Here is an 18,933-nt window from a genome sequence, read left to right as displayed (position 1 = left end):
GCTATTGTGGCAATACGAGGCTGCGTTGAAGGCCGCATCAGCAACCGCCCTCAGCTCGTCCCGACTGATGTCTTCTGCCAGTATCGGTATCGATACCGGTAATAGAGCGAACAAAACTAAAGCCCTGCGCATGAGGCATCCCCGATCCATTGAGTTCGAGGGAATCTACCATCATCAGCAGAATGCGCCAAAACCAAGCCAATGCGGGTTGAAAAAGAAAAGGCACCCGAAGGTGCCATCTCGATGCCGTTTACGGCCCATGCCACACCGAGCCATACCATGCCCAGGCGTGCCGCTGCCTGCCAAACCTAACCACGCCGTAGCGCGCCAAGTAACTGGTGCTTATGCACCGCAATGCCCCCTCGTCGAAGAGACATTACGCTGTTTTCAGCCCCTACCGAACCATGCCGGGCCTGACCTTGCCTCGCCCGACCCAGCCTCACCTTGCCAGGCCCTGCCGCTAGTGCTTTCGCACCGCAATGCCCTCTCAATGAAAGGGCATGACGCTACTCAGCTCAAGGCCTTTTTTGCCATCCCGTGCAGTGCGGAAAGCTTTGCCACCTGATCCAAGTTGTCCCGGCGCTGATCGTCCGTCAGCTCCGTAATCCGTAGGTGCCGCAGCTTCTGCCCGGCACCGCGAAATACCTTGCGAACTCCACGCCCCAACTCCTCCATGGCCACGCCAGTCTGCTCATGAGGCGGAACCCACCGGTAGCCTCGACCTCGAACCGACTGCAAGCAGACCTGATGATCGCGCAGGAGCTCAGCCTTGAACGCCTCGACGTTTGCCAGCCACTCGAACTGCCGGTCGCGGAACTGCTCGACTGTGAGCGACTTGGAATCGGCCATGGATGGAATGCCAAAGCGCGCTTCAAGCCAGTCGTGCCCCACAAGGTCGCCGTACTTGAACGCCTTGAGGAAGTCTTCGACTGCCTGCTTGTGGCCTGGATACTTGGTCACCTCAGACATAGGCCACCTCGAAGCGCCCGAAGCGTGGGCGATACTCGCAGACGCCAATCAGCTTGCCGGAGTCCTCGATGGCCTTCTTTACCTCTTGTAGGTCCAGAACGTCAGTATTGATCGCCACCTCAAGCTGGCAGGCCCAGTCGAGGAAGATCGGCCGGTACCGCATGATCTTAGCCTGGCCAACCTTCACGCCACGGCAGTCGACGAAGCGCTGATCCTCCCAAAGCGATTCTGGAGTGCTTGGGCCATCGAATTCCAGCGCTGCCCGGTCAGTCATCACAAGGGCGCCCCGCTTCCAATGTGTTCCCAGCTTCTGCAACTTGGCGCCGGCCAGGAAGGTGGCGTCGAAATTGGCTCCTGGAACGTGAATACCCGCTCGCTCGTCAAAGTACACCCCGGCGAGGAACTCAGATCTTGCGATGGCGACATGATCGTCATCGACTTTCTTGCGCTTGCTGGTGAGCTCGCGGTGCGCCTTCGTCGCCGGGTGCAGTGGGTTGGCCAGCTTGTCGGAGTGCATCATCAAAGGCGAAGTGCCCTTGATGCTCAGGGTAAGCAGCTCCATGCTCATTTCACCGCCCTCCGAGCCATGTACTCGAACCGACCGCGAAGGTTCACCACTGCTGCCATCAAGAACTCGAACATATCCGGGGTCGATACTGGGATATCGCCTGGTGACATGACCATTCCCTTGATGAGGTCGCGAGTAGAAAGTACGCAGGCATCGTCAGCCACTTCCTCCACTCGCTGATTGCCCTTGTGGTCGAACGAGACCAGATAACGCTTTTGTGGGCCACCAACGATTTGGACCTGCTCACGCTTCGGTAAAAACTCACCCTCAACCACCGCATAGGCTGCAATGAAGTTCCGAGCGCCATCCAGGTGCTCGGCCGGGATGTCCGCAGCAGAACGGACCCCGAACGCCGCATGCACCTGAGACCAGATCTTTGCCGTCGCACGCCGCTGGATGGGAACAGGCAATGCTGCCACCTTGCCCTTAACAATGGCGCCGAGCATGTGAAATCCATCGGTGCCAATGGTCTGGCCGAGCAGGGTCATCGATTGGTTTGTCTCGCGATGATTCACTGCGCGACCTTGATTCCAGTAGGACCACAGTGCGTCGTCGCATTCATTCTGGTAGTCGATCACGCCATCGCGCAGCTCGGGTCGCACCTTGCTGGCATGAATCGACATCAACCATCCAGCAAGCTTACGCAGTGGGAGGCATGCCATTTCGTACTGCTTACCATCGGCACCAGTTGTGGTGATCATCACCATAACTGAATTGAACCGGCCACCTTGAAGCTTTGCATGCTGGCTCTTCCAATCCAGCCCCATGCCTTCGACCACTGGTTTCATTGGGATGAATGGATGGCCATCGCGCTCGATCAGCAGAAGCTTGGCCGAACGGAATGGGATGACAGTGGATGCAGCTGTGCTATTATTCATCTCGACGTTTTTCCTAGACCGATTGACGTTATCCGAGGCCTCAAGCGCTGCAACGCTTGGGGCTTTTTCATGCCTGAGTGATTTGCTCATCTCGCTGCATAGCCTCCCTCAAAGCTTTGGCGACGAGCCAATTCTGGCTCCTCTCGTCCTGTTTTGACTTCCTTTCCAGCCATGCCTTTACCTCCGGTTCGATGCGCAGAATCACCTGCGCCATGTCACGCACCTTCATGATCGCCTCCATATGCATCACCGTTGTGCATATCGCAAATGTAGAACGGTGATGCATTGCTGTCAATACCACCGTGATGCATCCTGCAGTTCTGTTAAACAGAACTGGATTCGTCATGAGCCGCACCGACCCTCAATTCAACCTGCGCATCCCTGAATCCTTGCGCGACAAGGTCATGGCTGCATCCAAGGAGAATGGGCGATCTGCTACTGCAGAAATCCTGGCTCGACTGGAGCTGAGCTTTATTGGCGAGTCTCCAGATGAGGAGCTTATCCCTGCATCGAGGGCGTGGGAGATGGCGGCAATCGCCAGGCAGAGCATTCCGGCGACGGTCAAGAAACGAATCCTTGAAGGAATAAATCGTGCAATTTCTATGGGTCATGAAACCGCTGACATCAGCTTCAAAGACCTGGAGCTGGAGTCGCTCCCAAGTGAGGACGTCGATTCACTGATTTCAGAATTTTCTTCATGGTTATCAGCTGCTGGGTATGTCGCCGAATGGGATGGGCCAGAATCCATTTGGATTCGCTTCGAAGAGATGTGAGTTCCGTAATTGGTCGCTTTTTTAACCAATGAATTTCAGTTGGTTGAAAATCGAACAGACCCAGGGTATTGCCAGTGTCAACCCAAGCCCGACTAAGCCCCCTTAGCACAGAAACATTAAGGATCATTGCATGACGACTATGGCAGGAGCCATTCGCACCCTCTTCGAGCAAGCTTCCGGGGGCCTGAATAGGCATCAAATCAGAGACTTTATCGACACCAATTACCCCGGCCAATGGACCCCAGGGACGCTTTCAGCACACCTGTATGCCTGCGCCGTAAACAATCCAAAGGCCTACATTCATCACAAGTCGGCTGACCGTTTTCTCTATCGTTCTGATGATGGGCTATTCCATCGTTACGACCCAAGGCTGCATGGGGTCAACACTTGGGACCCATCCACTCAGAGCGATGTGGATGACGTAGAGGCTGGAGACGAAGCCAGTATTGAAGAACTGGTAGAGACTTCCATCACCTTGGAACGGGATGTCGAAACCCATTTGGTTCGCAGCCTCGACAGTATCGAAAATGGCCTTCGCTTCGTCGATCGCCAGGTGAGCATTGACGTGGGGCGCGTAGACATCCTTGCTGAAGATGCAGCTGGCCGCCGCGTTGTCATTGAATTGAAAGTTGGCACAGCGAAGGACTCTGCAGTCGGGCAAATCGCTCGCTATCTCGGCTGGTACGGACGACAGGATGGCCAGCGCCCCCGAGGCATGCTGATAGCTAGTGAGTTCCCTGAGGCCGTCCGCTACGCTGCGGAAGCCATACCGGAATTGTCACTCGTCGAGTACAAAGTGCAATTCGCTTTCAATGCAGTTGCGGTGGAAGACTGACCCAAGCCCGGCCAAGCGCCGGGCTTTTGTCTCGGTCCTCACTCAGCCCTGGGCTATCAGCTCCAGTAGCCTACGAGAACCACCCAAGTGAAGCGCAACGTCAATCTCTTGCGAGATGGGAATTCCGCTCCCCCTCAGATAGGTGACGCTCGCCAGCACCTGGTTAACAGCATCGGAAACTGTTTCGCTAGACGGCATTACGTAGCGTCCTTGGGGGAACAAGTTTTCTACGCGAACTCGATCATCGCTGGGCGTCTCTGGCGGAAAGGTAAAGATTGCCCTGCCTGGCTCGAGGCCAGAAAAACCCTGGCTTTCATGATCATAGAAAGCCGCAACTACCCCTCTGCTCATGGGGATAGACAGCTTCCAGCTGGATCGGGGAATCCATGATCGAGCCAACTCAGGACTTCGCTCGCTGAACAAGTCTTGTTCTTCCTGAATTATCGAGAGCATGGCCTCTACATCTGCCGGAGCTTCACCCGCAAATCGCTCCTTCACTGGCTGTATCAGGTCAGCCCAGCCCGAAGCCGTGATGAATCCATGCGGCGTTTCGGTGATTTTCCTGACGCGCTGCTCGGCCAACTCCGATCGACCGTCTTCATAAACCGAAAACGTACTGCGGTCTGCGCATAGGACTACGCAGTCATCCATGCTGATCATTGCGTTGAAAGTCATAGGCTATCCCCCGGCTAAGTGGCAGCCTCGCAATCTACCATGGCCTAGCAGCCACTAGCGCCAGATGCAAAAATCCCAGCGTGGTGTTGCACTCGACGCACTGCAGGGCACAGTTCAACCCAATCGTGACTTCGACCGAATCGTGATATCCACCTGATCAACCTGGACTCCATACGTGCGCGCAATGAGTTCCGCCCCCTTCTCCAAGCTCACGGCTCCAAGGATGTCAGGCTGGACGATGAAGGGAACTGGTTCTCCGATAGTGAAGAATGCGTCAGTCTCAAAGCTAAGCAGCCTGGCATAGCCACCGTTGTGGCGATAATGCTTGAGCTCTTCAGGGCAATCTGGATGCCCCCGCTGGCGATCAATAGATCTGATTTCACAAAATGAGACGCGCAGAGGAGCGCCATCAATCCTCGGCAGAGCAATAATGTCAATCTTCGCCACCCAGACGGGTGAGAACTGCGTGCATAGGATCAGATAGTCGACCCCAATCCAGCTGCCGTGATCGCTTGCTTTCGCATAGACATCAAGGTAGCGGTCTTCTGGAATCTTTTGGAAAGAGCCCTCGGACAAACTGAGCAATACTGCGTTGACCATGATGATCCCTCACATGAAAAATCCATCCTAAACTGATCCTGTCCGCCCATCCACCCAGGATGTAAAGCCAGTAACCGGCGAGATATTGCTCGTAGTAGCTTTGTGCCTTCACTCGCGCAGAAGGAGATCAGCGTGGCCCTGTATGCACCCGATACGCAGAAGTATCTTAAGCCTACCAACCAACCCAATAACACACACTGGACCCATGTATACAGGATTGGAGCGGAGGTTCCTGTTTCTGGTATCTATCGTTGCATGGGATGCGGCGATGAGATCACTTCAAACAGAGGCGACCCATTTCCTCCTCAGAACAAAAAGCAACACGCCTGCACCGATGAGGACATTCGATGGGAGCTGATCGTAATGACCCAAACCAAAGGTCCAGGCAAGTAATCACCCCTTGCTCGGTCCGTTGCCGGCAAGCCCACGGACACGGGCGATTATGACCTTGGAGGTCAACTATGGAAGAGCCCTTAACCCAGCAGACCTTGATCGATACGCTTGAGCTATTCAGCAAGCATGCAAAAGATGAAATCGATCGTGGCCAGCTTTTGGGGGCCGTAAACTACCGTGCCGCCCAGATACTATCCGAACGACATCTGATTGGTTTCAGGTTCACGAAGATGGTGACTGGAAGGTACATAGCACGCAAGACAGGGCCAGTGCTCACTCCACTAGGAGAAAAGGAACTGGAGCGCATTCGCTCGAAATAGCACTCGCTACACCTGCGTCGAGTTGTTGCTAGCCCGGCGCAGTTCTTCGCCCAAGCCTTCCGTGTCTAGCCATAGCCTGGTTATCTCGCCCTGCAATCTGCCAGCCAAGCCGCTAAGACCAGAGCCTTCAGAGGTATCCCAGAAGTTTTCCTTGAGCATCTCGGTCATGGTAATCACGCCGCGCTCAAGCTCTTTTAGCCTGGCTAACTCTTCCGCATCGGCGGTGATTGGCGAATCAGGAATACTTGGCATGGCTGCTCGAAAAAACCTGCTTCCACTCATTCTGCGACCCTCATTATCACTCGTCACTGTCTTCAGTCAGTGCGACCTCATCCAAGGCGAATATCACCTCGTCTACAAGCCGCCTGGGCAGCGGCAGCGGGTGAACCTCAAGCCAGTCATTGATCTCCCGGGCAGACAGCCTCAGTGGCTGCACCGCTGCTGCTCCCACTAGGTAGCGCCGGCCGCGCGCCGCGTTGCGGAACGCGTTGAGCAGGCTGCCGGTGATGACATCCAGCTCAGGCTCATCCGGGACCGCAATGCGCAGCTTCTGGTAGATCAGGCTTCGCTTTGCGGTTCGCTGGCCCCAGGTTCGCTCCCACTGGAAGCGCTCCACTGCTTTCCCCTGATCTCGTCTTGCTCCTTCTTGTTGTCCGCGGCAATGGCAGCAGCCCGCCTGATGGCGAACAGGAAGAAATCGATATCACCGCGCAACATATCTGCGCCAACAGCCTCACTGTAGGCCAGCGGCTTGCCATTCTCGTCTTGGGCGCCCTGCCAATCTCGGACGATGAACTGGGCTAGCAGCATGCAGTGGTTGTCGTGCTCGGTCTTCTCCCCCTCGATCACTCCAACGTTACCTTCGCCGAATTGGGCGTCATTTCGGGCCAGGCGCCGACGCATGCGCTCAAGGGCAACCTGGTACTGCTCGTTGTCCAGCGGCATCAGCAGGACTTTGGTGTCAGCATCGTATTCTTCCCAGCGCGCCTCTGCGCTCTTGGTGGTGCCGACCTTCTTCAGCTTGAGAGCCATGAATAATCCTCACGCCACGCCATAAAAAGGACCGCTCCGGGCGGCGTTTACCCGGAGCGGTCAAAGGTGATGCGGGTTATGCGGTGACCGTGATAGCCGAGGTGGCGGTCTTGGTCGGGTCTGAGACGCTGGTGGCGGTGATGACGGCCGAGCCTGCAGCTACGCCAGTAACCAGACCGGACGAGTTGACCGTGGCGATCGACGGCGCCGAGCTGCTCCAGGTGACGTTTTGGGCTGCGCCAGATGGCAGCGCTGAAGCGGCCAACTGGCGGGTCGCTGCTACGGCAATCGAGGCAGTGGTCGGGGTTACCGAAACGCTGGAGACGGGTATAAATGGCACTCGGGTGATGGTTGGCGCCTGTTTGGATACGGTCCAGTTCAAGGTGACTTCAATCAGGTCACGCTTACCGCCATTTGGCAGGTCGCCGTCTACTTCCAGGGCTGGGAACGACAGGTCGTAGCGATTGCCCAGGCTGTCAGTGATCGGGAATTCCACCTCGATGGTCTTGCGGCTGAAAGTGTTCTTCCAAATCTGCCAGGCGCGATTCGACCAGGCCAGGGTGATAGTGCCGGTGATGGCTGCTTCGGTCGCGATCTGCGCGCCTGGGCCTAGTTTTCCGCTACCAATGCAGCGCTGTGCCTGAAGGCTGTTGTCCAGATTGACGGTCAGCGCAGACACGCAAGCAATGCCTTCCAGGCTCGCTCCGTCCACCGAGATGTTACCAATGTTCAAATTGCTCATGAACGGCGTGGTGGTCGGCGGGTTGATGGTGCCGACAGTGCTAGTGTCGCCGTCGGAGTAATCCAGCCCAGCCAAACTGAACGTCGCGGTGATCTTGCCGTCGGACGGGATATCCAGGGCGAAAACCGAAACGTGCATGCCGCGGAACAAGGTGTACACGCTGACATCGTTGAAGTTCTTCGCGACGGTGAAGGTGCGCCGGGTGCTACCCACAGTCAGGACGTCACCGGTCCAGGTTCCGTAGAAGGCAGCTTCCAGAAGCTTATCGAAGGTGCCGTAGGACAGCTCGCCAACCAGATCACCTTGAATATCGGCACTGGACACAACCGAACCCTGGCTGATGCGTGAATCGGTGATCTCATCGCTAACCTGAGTGTTTACGGTCGGCGAAAGGGTGTTTCCGGTCAGGCGCAAGGTATCCCAAGCCCCGGTGGCTGGGGTTACACCCGGAGAGAGCTCAGTGATCATGTAACTTGTGACTTGGGCGCCGCTGCTCATGGGTTATCTCCGTTCTGCGTGCATAAAAAAACCCGCTCGCGGCGGGTGGGTCATGGTGTTTCGAGTCAGCCGGCGCGAAACCGGACGTTCACGTTGTATTGGCGGAAGCCTTCGAACTCGTCAGCGTCAACAATGCCAGTTTCGATGCACTCAAGCCCTCCCGAGCTCCAGTACGAAAAATGCGCCTCCAGAGCGTCAGCTAGCGCGTTCAGGCCCTTCAACCCGGTTTGCTCCCGGGCAAAGCACTGGACGACGATCATCCCCGCCTTTCGGGTGTGCGGGCGGTCAGCCATTCCGGCCATGAAAGGGCTTGCATAGGCTATGTTCAACCGGCACCAGAGCCCTGAAGCAGGAGGCTTGAAGGCTCCCGAAGTGTCCTGGTCTTTCGCTTGAAGCTGGGCGTTCGGATAGTAAATCCTGTCCTGCTCTATCCCTGAGAACAACCTCATTCGAAGGATGATTGCGTCGTAGATTTCACTGTAAGTCATGATGCATACGCCGCCGCTACGCTGGTAAAGGCAAGCCCAAATACACCGCTTGGAGCCTGCTTGGAATGGCCATTTTCAAGGCGCTCGGCATAGATCAGGTTATTTTGCAGAAACACCAAGCTGTATGGCTTCAATCCTTCCAGGATCGCTTGGCCAGCTGCTAAGGTCGCTCCGCCGCCCTTGTCCGCCTTGTCGACGGCGTCGAATACCGGAGAGCCGATGCTAACTATGGTGTTACCACGGAAACGCCCCGTATCTACCGGAGACCTTAGAACGATCTCCCCAAGAATCGCCATGGCAATGATTCGAGTCTGCCTGGCCAGGTCGCTGTCGATCTGATCCATGAAGGCTGTTGGCGACATCGACCAGCCGGCCATCACGACCTCCTGAGTTGCAGGCGGTATGTGGCCGATGCTGGATCAGCCCGGGCCGTCTTGACTTCGTAGGTGAGCTGCTGCGTACGGTCCATAAGGTCAGGCGCTGTTACCTTGTGACCAACATCGGGCACATCGGATATTTCATTGGCAAGAACCGTCAGGCGTAGATCGCCGACCAGTATGTTGATGTTGTCGATCCGCCGATCTTCGTAGCGAGACAGCACACCACGGCCCGTGTACGTCACTGGCTGCGCCGTGCTGACCTCCTCGACCGGATCCCAGTCGCCAGGCCCCATGTACTCGCCCGTGAAGCCCACGACCGCATCAGCCAAGTCTGTGTCGAAAGCCTCGGCCAGATCGGCTTGCAGCTCGTCGCGAAGTCCCATATCAGCCCCTCACGATCTTGGTCTGTCCACTGCTGTTCAGGTAATGCGCCAGCAGCGCCAGGGCGAATGACTCGCCAGCGCTGATGGTGCGCGATGATTCCGCGTAGGTTTTGCTACTGGACACCCCGTCAGCGTTGACCGACTTGGCCAGCACACCGGTTTCCTTCCTGCCGTAGATGTTCCCTGCCACAGCCTCTCGGGCGATCTCGACGCCTGCCTGAATCACGTCATCCGGTACCGGATCGAACTCAGGCAGGCCGAGGTTGGTGAGCCAGGTGTTTGCCATCAGCACCGCCCGGGCCTTCTGGTCGGCGGGCGCCCAGGTAGGCCCAAGCAGGGCGTCTACCTGCTCGACGGTGATGTAGATGGTCATTACACGGCCTCGTCCAGCAGCTTCTGCAGGTCTTCCAGGCTGGCTTCGTCACCGAACTGAATGCCCTTCTCGGTCAGAGCAGCTTTCAGCTTGGCGACCAACTCTTCAGCCGCGATCGAATCATCGAGCAGTTTCTGCAGCTCCGGCTTCTTGGCCTTGGAGTCGAACTGGATGTTTCGGCCGGTCAGCGCGGCACGGATTTCGTCGATGCTTAGAGCTTTGCCGGTCTTCTCGGCCTCGCCCAGCAGCTCATGCAGGTCAGGGTCAAAGTCCGCCTCGTTGATCACAACGAAATCGCCTTGGCCTTCGCCCCATGGCTTTACTTTCAGGGTCTTGTTGCTCATGAACTTCTCCTGGAAAGGTGGGCCAGCGCACGCAACGCCAGCCGCCACCGGTTTCGGTATCAGCCCAGCAGGCTGGCGATGTGCTCGGACTTGACCGCCTTGGTGCCCCAGGCCAGCGACACTTCGTACTGCATCTGGCGATACTGGGCGTACATCGCCACCTCGAAGGTCAGGCCGCTGACTGGGTCAGTGACCAACATGCGGTCGATAGCGGAGTCCCCCTGAGGCGGCAGAGCCGGTGCTCGGGTAGCCAGTGCGATCGCCGAGCGGGCGAATGCCGCGCTACGGGTGCTGGCAGACACGACGGTCAGCGCAGTGGCAGCGGCCGGGATGGCTTTGCGCAGACCCGGAGCGGCCAGGGTGATGGTGCCACCGTTGGAAACATCGGCATCGCCGGCAGCGACCACATATTTGTTGCTGTCGCCGGCGAAGGTGATGATGTCGCCAGCCAGAACGCCACCGGTACCGGCCGAGGCCAGAACGATGGCGGTAGCACCAACGGCGTAGCCGGCAGTGTTGGTGGTCGCGGCGGCAGCGCTGCCGATGATCGGGGTCTTGACCTGGGCCGACTCGCGGATAGCGAAGCCGTGCACATCCAGCAGCACGCCGCGGCGCAGCAGACTGTCGTCGTTGGCTTCGTTCGCCTTCGACAGTTGGGTCAGGGTCCGCATGTTCGCGCCGGCGGAGGTGTCGATCACCATCTGGAGGTCGCCAAGCGGTGCACCGTTGTCGGAGAGAATGCGACGCAGCTGGGCGCTGTCAGCCAGGTTGCTGGCAAACGGGGTGGTACCAGCAGTGCCATAGGCGCGGGAGGCATTGATGGCCACCGCTGCCAGGTCAGCCTCGACCTCGTTGACCAGAGTGCGCATGCCCTGTGCCATCTGATCGCGCAGGATAACGTTGAACGAAGCGCCGTTGTTGTCCAGCCCCAGTTTTTCCTCGCCATTCCATCGAATCGGCACGCGGCGTGCCTTGTTGATGGTCATCGACACGGCGCCGACGTTCTGGTCGCCGTCGTTTGGCGGGGTAACCGCCGGGGTGATGTCGGTGGCGGTCGCGCCATTGGTTACCGGCGAGGTAACGGTCTGGCCGACAGCGGCACGGGCGAAAGTCATGTCCGAGGACACGGCCGGGATAAAGCCAACCAGCTCACGCGACACGACATCAAGCGCGTTGTAAATGGTTGGGACCAGGCCAGTAAGGGTGTTAGCCATTTGGATCTCCTAAGGATCGGCGTTTGGGTTTTGTGAAGACGGGTCATCCGACCCAAGCACCGACCCCTATCCAGGGGCGCGGCATAGACTGCTTGCCAGCGGCTACTCGGTAACGGTGCCGCCCGAACCGACGAAGGTGGACTTCTCGGCCGGATTCATCTGGTCGAACTGCTGGCGGGTGACAGACTTCTTACCGCCTTGACCATTGCCGCCACCGTGCTGTGAACCACCGCCATTAGCGCCCGAGCTTTTCAGGATGTAGTCCTTATGCGGGTAGCGCTCGACGAGGGTTTCCAGCGCCTCGTCGAAGTCTGCGAGCTCGCCTGCGCGAACCCGGGAGAAAATCTTGTTGCCGTCGTCGCCGTAGGCCACGACCTTGCCTTCCTCGACCTTGAAGGCCTTGCCGAAGTGGGACTCCACCATGTCGGCCGGGATGGCGAACTTCTCGCTGATGAGCTTGGAGCCCTTGAACGAGCCACCGATGAGCAGGTTGTGGATGGTCTGGTCGCGCTGGGCCAGGCCCTGCTGAGCCTTGGCGAGCTCTTCGGTGTGCGTCTTGCTGGCAGCAGCCACTTGGTCCTGGGCGGCCTTCTGGGCTGCGAGCTTGATCTCTTCGACCTTGCCTGCGGCAATGAGCTTGCCTTCGTCGATGTTCTTGATGGTCTCCAGCGCCTTGCGGGCGGCCTCGCCATCCTCGATACCGTCGAAGAGCTTCAGCTTCCCCTCGGCTGCTTCGGCGCGCTCGCGGTGGGACTTGGCCTCGCCGTTCAGTCGGGAGATGGTACTGGCAGTGCCAGCTGCATCGAAGGGCAGTTCCTTACCGTCGTCGTAGATGTAGACGGGCTTGCCGTCCTGAAGCACTGCATGGCCTTGGTCGTCGAGTTTCAGTTTCATATCGGTCTCCGGGCATCCGCCCATCGCAGGCCATCCGGCCCTATTGCGCCCCGTTCGTCCGAACTGCGGGCAGAAAAAAACCTCGCACTGGGCGAGGCTCTGGAATTGCGCGCCACGAAATGGCGCATGTGTGTTTTGTGTTGCGAGTTACAGCAGCCTCGCCCTCAGTTCTTCCAGCGACAAAAATGTCCCACGGTCGTTGTAGAAGTCCCGTAGTTTCAGCTTGTCCTGGCGCAGCAGCTTCCCCCGCTCCGGGCCAAGGATCTCGTCCTGGCGGGCGGCAGGCTGGCGGGCAAGCCATTGCGCATAGGTGGTCTGCTGCGGAACCTGGCCATCCATGCTCGCCCGAGTCGCCGTGTCGCTGATCCCAAGCGCCAAGGCGCTCTTGAGGATCGGCAGTTTGGTCGAGCGGCAGCAGAAGTGGATGCGGCCCGGGCCGGCCAGCCACGGCACCTTGTGCCCGATGGGCTGGTATGTGCCCAGCGTGTACGGCAGGCGGTCACGGATTCGGCAGGTTGTCGATGTCCGGCTATCCAGCGTGCTCAGCCACTCGACATGGCTGATGATGTCGCTATTGGCCTCGAACGCCTTGTCGCTGGCCGCCTCTGCCGTGCTGGACACAGCAGACCGGACAACCGCCTCCACCTCGCGGCGAGACTTTTGCAGGATGCCGTCGGCGTACTTCTCCGCCTTGGTACCCATGATCTGTCGGACGATCTCCGGCGTCGTTCGCCCCTCAAGCACCCCGGACCGAACCGCATCACGGATCGAAGACGCCCGATCAGCCTCGATGCCGGCCATCCACTCGCTGAGCAGCCTCCCCTGAAATGGCCTCGCCAGCGCAATAGCGCGCACCTGGCTGAACTGAGCAACGGCAACGGGAAATCGTGCCTGTACAAGCTCCGGAACAGCCGCTGTAAGCGCACCTGCCTGAAAAGCAATCTCATAGCTGGCAACGCCGTCGATCACGCCTGTAAGCGCCTGCTGAACGCTGAAGAACGTCGATTGATTGATCCGCAGCACAGGTGCCAAAGCAGCATCGATCGCCGCAACGGACGCGCCGGCATCCAGGCTGTCGATGGCAACAATGAGCGCTGCCCTCAGCTCAGGGTCAGAACTGTTCAGAATCCTGATGATCGTCACGACCTGGCTGTTGCTAAGCCTGGACAGATCAACCTCATGGCCGATCAGCTCGTCCAGCAGTTTCTCGTTGGCCGTCTTCATCACAGTGTACCGAGAGCCGGGCCCTGGGCCTCAATCTTCGCCAGCTCCTCTTCCCAGTCGTATTCATCACTGATTACGCCCCGGCGCTGCATCTCGGTGAACAGCGTTTCCTTGCTGATCATCCCGGCATTGGCCATGGACACCAGCGTAGGTAGCGACACCTCAGGCATGTAGTCGACATCGAAGTTGCCACGCATCTCGACCGTACCGCCGTCGCCCAGGCCGCGGTAATCGGCCATGTACTGCAGCAGTTGCGCCAGGCAGTCGGCGAAGTGGTGCGCCATGCGCGCCAGCGGGGACAGTTCCTGCGCCGCCTCCTCCTCCGCCTGGGTGGCGGTCTTGGTGGCCGTTTTGTCCGGCGTCAGCAGCTTGGCCCCGGCCATGCGCATTTCGTTGATCAGGTCCTGCAGCGCAGTGCGACCCGACTCTACGGCCTGGCCGGTGTGCTCTACATACTTGAGGTCACAGTCCCTAGGCAGATCGGTCAGCTGGCCGGTGCCCACCTTGAACTCTGGCGGAACCACCTTCCCCTGATTGTCGTACTGCGTCTGGATGCCGATGCGCACCAGGATCGGCACCCGGATAACGTGCAGGATGTTGTCCTGGTCGCTCTGGCTCTGCCAGTGCTTCACATTCAAGTGCGCCAGCTCGATCAGCGGCGGCTTGGCCGTCATGAGGCCGGTGCGGCCAGTGTAGAAGGTTACCCACGGGATAACCGACAGACTTGTCTCGCCTTGGTCGTGAATAGACCACTCGCCGGTCTTGTCGCTCTTGCGGTAGATGAGCCATGCGCCGGGCACAAGAACTCGAATCTGCTCGATGCACTTGGTCCCAAATGCACCATCCGCCTCCTCGACCACCTCCAGGTAGCGAACCATGGTCAGAACGCCGCTCTTGGACCTCCAGCCCAGCACCTGCTCAGGCTTCACCATCACAACGTATGGGCGGACGCCAGCTGCCTGTTCTTCTGCCCGGTTACGGATGCCATTGGTGCTGGGATGGTCTACTACCGCATGACACAGGCCGTGGCTCAGGCCCTCGGTGAAGAACCCCACCGCCCAGGAATTTAGGTCGTTGCCGGCATGGTCGATGTCATTGGTCATCTCGGCGATAACCTCGGGCACATCGTCGCCCACCTGAAGCGGCTCAGCGAACACCCGGGACGTCATATTGCCGACCGTTTCGGAGTAGGCAGGCAGCAGGGTCGAGAGACGCAGGCGCTCCTTGTAGGCCTCGTCGTCTTCGGCTGGGTACTGCGGCAGCAGGGCTTTGCCAGCGGCGCGCATCGTCATCGTCCCGCCCATTAGCGGCGAGATCACGGCCCAGTAGGCGCGCATCGCGTCGACAGCGGGCAGCGTGATGCTCGGGTTATCGCTCATGGTCACATTCTCAGGGATTGGCTTGTGGTCATTTCCACGTTGATTGGGTATCGCTTGGCGATAAAGTAGCCGGCGGCGTCGTTCATGTGGTCGTGACCCTTCTTCGGGTCTTTGTCCGGTTCGCCATGCTTGTCGTAGGTCTGCCGCTCGAGGCACAGCGCCAGCTGTGGGCACTGGTCGATGTTGACCTTCAGGCGCCGATCACCGTAGGTGTTCAGCAGCATGGCATTGACCGAGTTAACCCGGTCTTTGACGCTCGGGTTCTGGGTATCCACGATCACCGTGAATCCAGCCTTGCGTAGCAGGGACAGGTCAGACTCGCTGGCGTTCTTGCTGCTGGTGTTCTGGCCGCTGGCATCGGGGTAGACCGCGATACCGTGCCCGGGGAAGCGCGCCTTGATCTTCTCGATCATCTCCGGCGTGTCACGCACCGAGTGGAACTCGTCCAGGGCCAAGGGCAGGCCATCTCTGACGACGTAGACCACCGCCGCCATCTTCATGACGTTGAAATCCATGCCGATGTGCAGAGCTTCGCCTGGCTTGATGCGCTCGCTGGTGCGGCACGCGGCGCGGTCGAAGGTGTAGTACACCACGCCGGCGTAGTTCTCGAACCCGGCCTCGTATTCCTGGCGGAACGTGCGGGGGTCCATCTTGCGCCGGGCCGCGTCCAGCTCATCGGCCGGGACGTTGCCGCCCTGCAGTGAGGTGTATTGCCAGCTCTTGTGGTCGGGCTCCCCGCCCGGCTGGCCGTCGCGGTAGGTGTCGTAGCAGTGGTTGAAGCCCTTCGGCGTGCCGATGCGCAGTGCATGCCCGCCTTTACGCGACTCTCCAGTCTGGGGAATCGTGTATTGGCAGGTGGAGAGCATCGGCCTGAGTACTTCTTCCCAGGCTGCCCACGGGCAGTCTGCCCATTCATCCACTAGGACGAAGAACAGACCAGAGCCCCGCAGATTGTCGTAATTGTCCAGGCCGACCACGCGCATGATATGGCCGGACTTGAGGGTTATCGAGCACTCGGTTTCGTTGGGTCGGGCTGCACGCCATGCCTCGGGAATTGCCTGCTTCAGCCGGCGCCAGAAGACCCGCTTGGCCTGCTTGAACGTCGGCGCGCCATACCAGATCTCATCCTCGACACTCACGCCCCACTCCGCAGCCAGCCTGGCCGCGCGGCGCATCTCTGCCTTGCCGAGAAAGGTCTTGCCGAACCGACGCCCGCACACCGCATCACGGAAGCGCGCCTGCGGCTGGAAGCCCCACACGTAGATGTTCGCCTGCTTCGGCGTCAGCTTCACCGGCGGGTCATAGGTACGGGGTAGTCGGGACACCTTCGTCTGGCTCCAGCTTGTACTCAGCAACGGCGTGCTGCTGGTCCGCCTGGGAGCCCAGGGGCTTGTCGGGTTCGATCTTGCGGTTGACGTACATGTCGCCGCACTCCTTGGCCGCCTGCTCGTAAAGCTGGGCAGTCAAAGCGAGGTTGCGCATGTTCTCGGCCTTCTCAGCCATCCTGCTCAGACCGCGCAACCTGTATGCCCGGTTGGCGATCGGGATGTTGCTGGTTTCCTCTCTGAACCGTGTCCTGCACTCGTGAAAGTAATCTTTCCACTTCTGCGCTAGGTCGCGCCCAGAATACTTCGTCGGGTCGTACCGCTCACACAGCTGGCGAGATACCTCCACCCCATATTGATCCTTGACGGCCTGCGACACCTGACTCGGTGTATCGAAGCAGGCCAGAGCCTGAACGATGAAGGCCTTCACCTCATTTTTCAGGGCTGCCATAGATTTGGGTTCCGTCAAGGGCTGTCAAGGATCAAGCCGACTTGAGCAGACAGGTTCCGCAGGCCCTCGAAATGTTGATCTTGGCCACCTCAGGCGGCCGGCTTGCAGCTTCGATCAGCTGCTGAACATCTTCCCCTGCTCCATAGCGGCGAACCACACCGACGAACTCTTCTACGTCGTGTCCGCGCATCTGTAGCTTGGGGAGTCCTTCTTGGGTGAACTTGGGTGCGCCGTGCTCATCGGTCGCCTGGGCGATGTGGTACAGCTCGTGTTCGACCAAGGCGCAGAACTCAGCGTCGATGCATTGGACGCAGTAGTCAGCGGCCAGGGTTATCAGGTAATCCGGGACTTCGCCGAACCAATCCCTCATCTGCTGCTCTTGCCGGGCCTTCTGCCATCCGCCAGCTCGGAACATCAACTGCTCCGCCTGGCCGAAAACCACCCGACCCTGCTTACCGAATCCACTCGATGCCCACAGCACGCCGATGTTGGCGTCCACCAGGTGGGCGTGCTCGGGGTTATGGATGCTTCCGGTGCCGGCGAGGATTTCCCTCTGTATCCACTCCCAGACTTCAGGCGCTGGGCGCAGAGTAAGCCAGACCGACTCAAGCAGGTCTTTCGGTGGATTTGGCCGCCCCATACATCACCGTCGAGATAAGCAAAAAATTCGAAATTTACGAAAATCCGTCAGAAACCGAGGCTTGTTTAAAAAAAAATCAGGAACACTTGGAGCTCAAACCAAAACGGAGATCCACAATGAGCACTCTGGCAATTACCACACTCGGACTAATCGCGACTTACTTTGCAACTAAACGAATCCGGTCCACCACCACCCTGGCGATACTCGGGCTGGGGGCCATGGCCCTGCTCGAAATCTGGAATCTCTAGATACAAGTGCCGGCAGGGTGTGCTTGAATGATGGCGGGTTGCCGGTATTGATGCGAGCTCAACCAACGGAAGGAGTCAACATGTCTCAAACCCTGCACACCGCAACGACCACCGGCGCCTCACGTGGGGCTACCGCCGAAATGGCGCGAGCTCACGCTGTAGCTAGCGCGCTGGAATTGATCGCAGCGAGGGTATCTAGCTCCGCATCAGTTCACCTTGAGCAAGAGCTGGATAACCTCTCGAAGTACGCCGACCAAATTCAGGCAGCTCTGAAGGTCAAGTAACAGAGCCGTGCCGCACTCACCTGCGGCACACCTACCCTTCCCCGCCATCCAGCAGCACATCAATCAGCTTCTGTTCCGCCAGCCTGAACATGGCCAGCGACTGTAGGTCATCGGAAATCGGACCGAAAGCGAACAGCTCCACCTGCCCAGCAGGGTCGCGCATGGCCATCACACCGATGCTGCAAACCGGAAGCTCGCCGCTATCCAGCTGATCCGCGATCTTGCGCAGAGTCTTGGATGCATCGCGCCAATTTTCGCGCTGGAACTCGACCACCTTCATTCGACCACCATCTTGTGCGTCTCGGCGTGGGCATGGCCATGTAGCAGTCCAACCAGCAAACCCTGTGGCAGCCCCGCTTCTTTGGCGGCATCAATCGCTTTCACCAAGGTGGCATCGAACTCTGCCACCGCAAGCACGATTTCCGTGCTCACTGGCAGTTCATGGCGAATACGAATGATGTTGCTCATGACTTCTCCTAGAAGAACGCCACTAACAACCGAAGATTGAAGGGCGGAAGATCAAAGGTTCTATAACCATTCATCCAGTGCGCGAAGGCGATGAAGCGCATGTTTGTATCGGCAAAAGAGGGCATACCCAGAGCGAGCAGTTCCCGCTGCGCTTTCTGCGTAAATTCCGTCGCAGTCAGCTTTGACATATTGTTTCCACAGCGCCTGGGAATCTTTGAGCAGGGACGGTACCGTCTCATAGGTCGCAAAGCTGTCAGGATGCTCAGCCATGTGCTGGGCTGTTACCATTTTTTCCTGATACTTCTCTTCGACCCTCTCGTTACTCGCGCGCACCATCGATAACAGACACAGGTCACTATCCTTCGTCGTGCGAGTGTTCGGATTCTTCAGGCACTGTTGCCACTCAGCCTCCACCTTTGCAGCAAACTGACGGACTGCCTCATCAAGAGCCTCTTCTCGTCCCACATCAGCATGAGCCACGCCCGTCGCCAGCAAGGCCGCAACGCAAACTGCCTTGAACACACTTTCCATGCATCTCGTTCCTTGAGGTTATTA

28 protein-coding genes are annotated in these 18,933 nt (G+C 58.6%); 3 read left to right on the top strand and 25 right to left on the bottom strand.

The features are described from left to right. Positions 1–510 precede the first annotated feature (510 nt). Genes INQ47_RS00570 through INQ47_RS00555 form a run of 4 tightly spaced genes read right to left on the bottom strand, consistent with a single transcriptional unit; the run spans position 511 to position 2,644 of the window. Positions 511–969 carry a hypothetical protein gene (locus INQ47_RS00570; protein WP_404700763.1) on the bottom strand — a complete coding sequence of 153 codons (459 nt, stop codon included), beginning with the start codon at positions 967–969 and terminating at the stop codon, positions 511–513. Next, the gene (locus INQ47_RS00565; protein ID WP_404700762.1) at positions 962–1,537 is read right to left on the bottom strand and encodes a hypothetical protein; all 576 of its coding nucleotides are present in this window, start codon (positions 1,535–1,537) and stop codon (positions 962–964) included. Before INQ47_RS00565 ends, INQ47_RS00570 begins: the two co-directional genes overlap by 8 nt. Further along, complete coding sequence (locus tag INQ47_RS00560; RefSeq protein WP_404700761.1) at positions 1,534–2,505, bottom strand: phage antirepressor N-terminal domain-containing protein; 972 nt, start codon at positions 2,503–2,505, stop codon at positions 1,534–1,536. Before INQ47_RS00560 ends, INQ47_RS00565 begins: the two co-directional genes overlap by 4 nt. Next, entirely contained in the window at positions 2,483–2,644 is a 162-nt protein-coding gene (locus INQ47_RS00555) for a hypothetical protein (protein WP_404700760.1), read from the bottom strand. The genes INQ47_RS00560 and INQ47_RS00555 overlap by 23 nt, the downstream gene beginning before the upstream one ends. Positions 2,645–2,759: 115 nt before the next feature. On the opposite strand from INQ47_RS00555, the gene INQ47_RS00550 reads away from it, so the two are divergent. Next, a complete protein-coding gene (locus INQ47_RS00550; RefSeq protein WP_053867875.1) occupies positions 2,760–3,188 on the top strand; it encodes an Arc family DNA-binding protein in 429 nt (142 codons plus the stop codon). Between the two features lie 130 nt (positions 3,189–3,318). Continuing rightward, positions 3,319–4,023: an endonuclease NucS domain-containing protein gene (locus INQ47_RS00545; RefSeq protein WP_404700759.1), complete on the top strand. Its 705-nt coding sequence runs from the start codon at positions 3,319–3,321 to the stop codon at positions 4,021–4,023. 42 nt (positions 4,024–4,065) lie between these two features. Here INQ47_RS00545 and INQ47_RS00540 read toward each other — a convergent pair whose 3' ends face one another. From INQ47_RS00540 to INQ47_RS00455, 18 genes are all read right to left on the bottom strand, one after another. Next, on the bottom strand, positions 4,066–4,698 hold the full coding sequence (locus INQ47_RS00540; RefSeq protein ID WP_404700758.1) for a hypothetical protein: 633 nt from the start codon (positions 4,696–4,698) through the stop codon (positions 4,066–4,068). 114 nt (positions 4,699–4,812) lie between these two features. Then, positions 4,813–5,298: a hypothetical protein gene (locus INQ47_RS00535; protein ID WP_404700757.1), complete on the bottom strand. Its 486-nt coding sequence runs from the start codon at positions 5,296–5,298 to the stop codon at positions 4,813–4,815. A gap of 719 nt (positions 5,299–6,017) precedes the next feature. Then, positions 6,018–6,263, bottom strand: coding sequence for a hypothetical protein (locus tag INQ47_RS00530; RefSeq protein ID WP_404700756.1), 246 nt, complete (start codon positions 6,261–6,263; stop codon positions 6,018–6,020). 46 nt (positions 6,264–6,309) lie between these two features. Next, positions 6,310–6,627: a hypothetical protein gene (locus INQ47_RS00525; RefSeq protein ID WP_404700755.1), complete on the bottom strand. Its 318-nt coding sequence runs from the start codon at positions 6,625–6,627 to the stop codon at positions 6,310–6,312. Then, positions 6,570–7,043 carry a hypothetical protein gene (locus INQ47_RS00520; protein WP_404700754.1) on the bottom strand — a complete coding sequence of 158 codons (474 nt, stop codon included), beginning with the start codon at positions 7,041–7,043 and terminating at the stop codon, positions 6,570–6,572. The genes INQ47_RS00525 and INQ47_RS00520 overlap by 58 nt, the downstream gene beginning before the upstream one ends. 76 nt (positions 7,044–7,119) lie before the next feature. Continuing rightward, positions 7,120–8,283 carry a phage tail tube protein gene (locus INQ47_RS00515; protein WP_404700753.1) on the bottom strand — a complete coding sequence of 388 codons (1,164 nt, stop codon included), beginning with the start codon at positions 8,281–8,283 and terminating at the stop codon, positions 7,120–7,122. Positions 8,284–8,348: 65 nt separating this feature from the next. Then, positions 8,349–8,771 carry a hypothetical protein gene (locus tag INQ47_RS00510; RefSeq protein ID WP_404700752.1) on the bottom strand — a complete coding sequence of 141 codons (423 nt, stop codon included), beginning with the start codon at positions 8,769–8,771 and terminating at the stop codon, positions 8,349–8,351. Beyond that, positions 8,768–9,148 carry an HK97 gp10 family phage protein gene (locus INQ47_RS00505; RefSeq protein ID WP_404700751.1) on the bottom strand — a complete coding sequence of 127 codons (381 nt, stop codon included), beginning with the start codon at positions 9,146–9,148 and terminating at the stop codon, positions 8,768–8,770. Before INQ47_RS00505 ends, INQ47_RS00510 begins: the two co-directional genes overlap by 4 nt. Continuing rightward, on the bottom strand, positions 9,148–9,534 hold the full coding sequence (locus INQ47_RS00500; RefSeq protein WP_060494909.1) for a hypothetical protein: 387 nt from the start codon (positions 9,532–9,534) through the stop codon (positions 9,148–9,150). Before INQ47_RS00500 ends, INQ47_RS00505 begins: the two co-directional genes overlap by 1 nt. A gap of 1 nt (position 9,535) precedes the next feature. Continuing rightward, positions 9,536–9,907 carry a hypothetical protein gene (locus INQ47_RS00495; RefSeq protein WP_404700750.1) on the bottom strand — a complete coding sequence of 124 codons (372 nt, stop codon included), beginning with the start codon at positions 9,905–9,907 and terminating at the stop codon, positions 9,536–9,538. Continuing rightward, the gene (locus INQ47_RS00490; protein WP_404700749.1) at positions 9,907–10,251 is read right to left on the bottom strand and encodes a HeH/LEM domain-containing protein; all 345 of its coding nucleotides are present in this window, start codon (positions 10,249–10,251) and stop codon (positions 9,907–9,909) included. Before INQ47_RS00490 ends, INQ47_RS00495 begins: the two co-directional genes overlap by 1 nt. A gap of 59 nt (positions 10,252–10,310) precedes the next feature. After that, positions 10,311–11,465, bottom strand: coding sequence for a P22 coat - protein 5 family protein (locus tag INQ47_RS00485; RefSeq protein ID WP_198748568.1), 1,155 nt, complete (start codon positions 11,463–11,465; stop codon positions 10,311–10,313). Between the two features lie 102 nt (positions 11,466–11,567). Beyond that, the gene (locus INQ47_RS00480) at positions 11,568–12,359 is read right to left on the bottom strand and encodes a DUF6651 domain-containing protein (RefSeq protein WP_404700748.1); all 792 of its coding nucleotides are present in this window, start codon (positions 12,357–12,359) and stop codon (positions 11,568–11,570) included. Positions 12,360–12,506: 147 nt separating this feature from the next. Next, entirely contained in the window at positions 12,507–13,583 is a 1,077-nt protein-coding gene (locus INQ47_RS00475; protein WP_404700747.1) for a hypothetical protein, read from the bottom strand. After that, complete coding sequence (locus tag INQ47_RS00470) at positions 13,583–14,962, bottom strand: DUF4055 domain-containing protein (protein ID WP_404700746.1); 1,380 nt, start codon at positions 14,960–14,962, stop codon at positions 13,583–13,585. The genes INQ47_RS00475 and INQ47_RS00470 overlap by 1 nt, the downstream gene beginning before the upstream one ends. A 2-nt stretch (positions 14,963–14,964) precedes the next feature. Next, positions 14,965–16,287 carry a terminase gene (locus INQ47_RS00465; RefSeq protein WP_404700745.1) on the bottom strand — a complete coding sequence of 441 codons (1,323 nt, stop codon included), beginning with the start codon at positions 16,285–16,287 and terminating at the stop codon, positions 14,965–14,967. Further along, a complete protein-coding gene (locus tag INQ47_RS00460) occupies positions 16,262–16,738 on the bottom strand; it encodes a DUF2280 domain-containing protein (protein ID WP_404700744.1) in 477 nt (158 codons plus the stop codon). The genes INQ47_RS00465 and INQ47_RS00460 overlap by 26 nt, the downstream gene beginning before the upstream one ends. A gap of 31 nt (positions 16,739–16,769) precedes the next feature. After that, entirely contained in the window at positions 16,770–17,378 is a 609-nt protein-coding gene (locus INQ47_RS00455) for a putative metallopeptidase (protein ID WP_053867853.1), read from the bottom strand. A gap of 328 nt (positions 17,379–17,706) precedes the next feature. Here INQ47_RS00455 and INQ47_RS00450 point away from each other — a divergent pair, with 328 nt between their 5' ends. After that, positions 17,707–17,910, top strand: coding sequence for a hypothetical protein (locus INQ47_RS00450; protein WP_053867852.1), 204 nt, complete (start codon positions 17,707–17,709; stop codon positions 17,908–17,910). Positions 17,911–17,941: 31 nt separating this feature from the next. Here the strand turns inward: INQ47_RS00450 and INQ47_RS00445 are convergent, their stop codons facing one another. Genes INQ47_RS00445 through INQ47_RS00435 form a run of 3 tightly spaced genes read right to left on the bottom strand, consistent with a single transcriptional unit; the run spans position 17,942 to position 18,909 of the window. Continuing rightward, positions 17,942–18,190, bottom strand: coding sequence for a hypothetical protein (locus INQ47_RS00445; RefSeq protein WP_053867851.1), 249 nt, complete (start codon positions 18,188–18,190; stop codon positions 17,942–17,944). After that, a complete protein-coding gene (locus tag INQ47_RS00440) occupies positions 18,187–18,378 on the bottom strand; it encodes a hypothetical protein (protein ID WP_053867850.1) in 192 nt (63 codons plus the stop codon). Before INQ47_RS00440 ends, INQ47_RS00445 begins: the two co-directional genes overlap by 4 nt. A 60-nt stretch (positions 18,379–18,438) precedes the next feature. Continuing rightward, positions 18,439–18,909 carry a lysozyme inhibitor LprI family protein gene (locus INQ47_RS00435; protein ID WP_404700743.1) on the bottom strand — a complete coding sequence of 157 codons (471 nt, stop codon included), beginning with the start codon at positions 18,907–18,909 and terminating at the stop codon, positions 18,439–18,441. Positions 18,910–18,933 lie beyond the last annotated feature (24 nt).

Source organism: Pseudomonas sp. 3HC3, assembly GCF_044904505.1.
Taxonomy (GTDB): Bacteria; Pseudomonadota; Gammaproteobacteria; order Pseudomonadales; family Pseudomonadaceae; genus Aquipseudomonas; species Aquipseudomonas putida_Y.
The sequence above is the reverse complement of the archived record's forward strand: the minus strand, read 5'-3'. Positions and strand labels throughout refer to the sequence as shown.

Coding starts and splice junctions, on each gene's coding strand:
- INQ47_RS00485 (WP_198748568.1), bottom strand. CDS start 11,465: ATGGCTAACACCCTTACTGGCCTGGTCCCAACCATTTACAACGCGCTT.
- INQ47_RS00440 (WP_053867850.1), bottom strand. CDS start 18,378: ATGAGCAACATCATTCGTATTCGCCATGAACTGCCAGTGAGCACGGAA.
- INQ47_RS00530 (WP_404700756.1), bottom strand. CDS start 6,263: ATGCCAAGTATTCCTGATTCGCCAATCACCGCCGATGCGGAAGAGTTA.
- INQ47_RS00550 (WP_053867875.1), top strand. CDS start 2,760: ATGAGCCGCACCGACCCTCAATTCAACCTGCGCATCCCTGAATCCTTG.
- INQ47_RS00540 (WP_404700758.1), bottom strand. CDS start 4,698: ATGACTTTCAACGCAATGATCAGCATGGATGACTGCGTAGTCCTATGC.
- INQ47_RS00555 (WP_404700760.1), bottom strand. CDS start 2,644: ATGAAGGTGCGTGACATGGCGCAGGTGATTCTGCGCATCGAACCGGAG.
- INQ47_RS00490 (WP_404700749.1), bottom strand. CDS start 10,251: ATGAGCAACAAGACCCTGAAAGTAAAGCCATGGGGCGAAGGCCAAGGC.
- INQ47_RS00445 (WP_053867851.1), bottom strand. CDS start 18,190: ATGAAGGTGGTCGAGTTCCAGCGCGAAAATTGGCGCGATGCATCCAAG.
- INQ47_RS00435 (WP_404700743.1), bottom strand. CDS start 18,909: ATGGAAAGTGTGTTCAAGGCAGTTTGCGTTGCGGCCTTGCTGGCGACG.
- INQ47_RS00515 (WP_404700753.1), bottom strand. CDS start 8,283: ATGAGCAGCGGCGCCCAAGTCACAAGTTACATGATCACTGAGCTCTCT.
- INQ47_RS00520 (WP_404700754.1), bottom strand. CDS start 7,043: ATGGCTCTCAAGCTGAAGAAGGTCGGCACCACCAAGAGCGCAGAGGCG.
- INQ47_RS00480 (WP_404700748.1), bottom strand. CDS start 12,359: ATGAAACTGAAACTCGACGACCAAGGCCATGCAGTGCTTCAGGACGGC.
- INQ47_RS00545 (WP_404700759.1), top strand. CDS start 3,319: ATGACGACTATGGCAGGAGCCATTCGCACCCTCTTCGAGCAAGCTTCC.
- INQ47_RS00565 (WP_404700762.1), bottom strand. CDS start 1,537: ATGAGCATGGAGCTGCTTACCCTGAGCATCAAGGGCACTTCGCCTTTG.
- INQ47_RS00455 (WP_053867853.1), bottom strand. CDS start 17,378: ATGGGGCGGCCAAATCCACCGAAAGACCTGCTTGAGTCGGTCTGGCTT.
- INQ47_RS00510 (WP_404700752.1), bottom strand. CDS start 8,771: ATGACTTACAGTGAAATCTACGACGCAATCATCCTTCGAATGAGGTTG.
- INQ47_RS00560 (WP_404700761.1), bottom strand. CDS start 2,505: ATGAGCAAATCACTCAGGCATGAAAAAGCCCCAAGCGTTGCAGCGCTT.
- INQ47_RS00450 (WP_053867852.1), top strand. CDS start 17,707: ATGTCTCAAACCCTGCACACCGCAACGACCACCGGCGCCTCACGTGGG.
- INQ47_RS00495 (WP_404700750.1), bottom strand. CDS start 9,907: ATGACCATCTACATCACCGTCGAGCAGGTAGACGCCCTGCTTGGGCCT.
- INQ47_RS00475 (WP_404700747.1), bottom strand. CDS start 13,583: ATGAAGACGGCCAACGAGAAACTGCTGGACGAGCTGATCGGCCATGAG.
- INQ47_RS00505 (WP_404700751.1), bottom strand. CDS start 9,148: ATGGCCGGCTGGTCGATGTCGCCAACAGCCTTCATGGATCAGATCGAC.
- INQ47_RS00470 (WP_404700746.1), bottom strand. CDS start 14,962: ATGAGCGATAACCCGAGCATCACGCTGCCCGCTGTCGACGCGATGCGC.
- INQ47_RS00570 (WP_404700763.1), bottom strand. CDS start 969: ATGTCTGAGGTGACCAAGTATCCAGGCCACAAGCAGGCAGTCGAAGAC.
- INQ47_RS00460 (WP_404700744.1), bottom strand. CDS start 16,738: ATGGCAGCCCTGAAAAATGAGGTGAAGGCCTTCATCGTTCAGGCTCTG.
- INQ47_RS00500 (WP_060494909.1), bottom strand. CDS start 9,534: ATGGGACTTCGCGACGAGCTGCAAGCCGATCTGGCCGAGGCTTTCGAC.
- INQ47_RS00535 (WP_404700757.1), bottom strand. CDS start 5,298: ATGGTCAACGCAGTATTGCTCAGTTTGTCCGAGGGCTCTTTCCAAAAG.